Annotated in this window: 1 protein-coding gene and 1 pseudogene; both read left to right on the forward strand. The window is 65.9% G+C overall.

The annotated features are described in order from the left end of the window. Positions 1-1,072: pseudogene (locus CHU93_RS03440) on the forward strand (IS21/IS408/IS1162 family transposase); the annotation flags it as partial. Then, positions 1,005-1,310, forward strand: a 306-nt coding sequence (locus tag CHU93_RS03445; protein ID WP_243375168.1) for an ATP-binding protein, incomplete at its 3' end; no start/stop codon positions are given. The pseudogene CHU93_RS03440 and the gene CHU93_RS03445, both read left to right, overlap by 68 nt.

Below are 1,310 nucleotides of genomic sequence, written 5' to 3' on the forward strand. Positions count from 1 at the left end.
GCCAGGAGATGGTGTTCGACGCGCATGACAAGGCGTTCGCGTTCCTGGGCGGCGCCTGCCAGCGCGGGATCTACGATAATATGAAGACCGCGGTCGATGCGATCTTCGTGGGGCGCGAGCGGCAGTACAACCGGCGATTCCTGCAGATGTGCGGGCATTATCTGGTTGATCCGGTGGCTTGCACGCCGGCGTCGGGATGGGAGAAGGGTCAGGTCGAGAACCAGGTTGGGCTGGTGCGCGAGCGCTTCTTCACGCCGCGGCTGCGGTTCAAGACCCTCGACGAGTTGAACGCCTGGCTGGCGGATCGCTGCGTGGCGCATGCCAAGCGGGCGGCGCACCCCGAGTTGAAGGACCGGACAGTGTGGGATGTGTTCGAAGCGGCGGATCGCCCGGCGCTGATCGGCTACCGGGGTCCGTTCGATGGCTTCCATGCGCTGCCGGCGTCGGTGTCCAAGACGCTGCTGGTCCGGTTCGATCACAACAAATACTCGGTGCACGCCAAGGCAGCGGGGCGAGCGGTNATGTCGCGCGACAAGCGGTCGATATCCATGCCTACGCCGACCGCATCGTGATCCGGCAAGGCGGCGAGATCGTTGGCGAACACCCCCGCCGGTTCGGCCGCGACCAGGTCATCTATGATCCCTGGCATTACCTGCCGGTGTTGAAGCGCAAGCCCGGCGCCCTGCGCAACGGCGCACCGTTCAAGGACTGGGCACTGCCGCCGGCAATCGAGCGGGTGCGCCGCCGGCTTGCCGGCCATGCCGATGGCGATCGCCAGATGGTCGGCATCCTGACTGCGATCACCAGCGACGGCGTCGACGCTGTCGAAGCCGCATGCAGTGAAGCGCTCATCGGCGGCGCGGTCAGTTGCGACGTCGTGCTCAACATCCTGACCCGCCAGCGGCAGCCGCCCGCGCCGCTCAATATCGTCACGCCTGATGCGCTGCGCCTGCGTCACGAGCCGCGTGCCGACTGTGCCCGTTACGACAGCCTGAGGAGACCGTATGGAACGCCACCAGATCCTGGAGATGATGGCCGAGCTGAAGCTCGCCGGAATGCGTCACGCTTATGATGATGTCATCGCTGACGCGGTAAAACGCCAGCACTCCGCGCCGCGGGTCGTCGGCGACCTGCTGACCGCCGAGATCAGCGAGAAGCAGGCGCGCTCGATCAAATACCAGATGACCATCGCCAAGCTGCCGCTGGCCAAGGAGATCGCCGGGTTCGACTTTGCGGCCACGCCGGTCAATGAGCCGCTGGTGCGTGAACTGGCAACCGGCGGGTTCATGGCGGGCCAACGCAACGCCGTG

Source organism: Sandarakinorhabdus cyanobacteriorum (assembly GCF_002251755.1).
GTDB lineage: Bacteria > Pseudomonadota > Alphaproteobacteria > Sphingomonadales > Sphingomonadaceae > Sandarakinorhabdus > Sandarakinorhabdus cyanobacteriorum.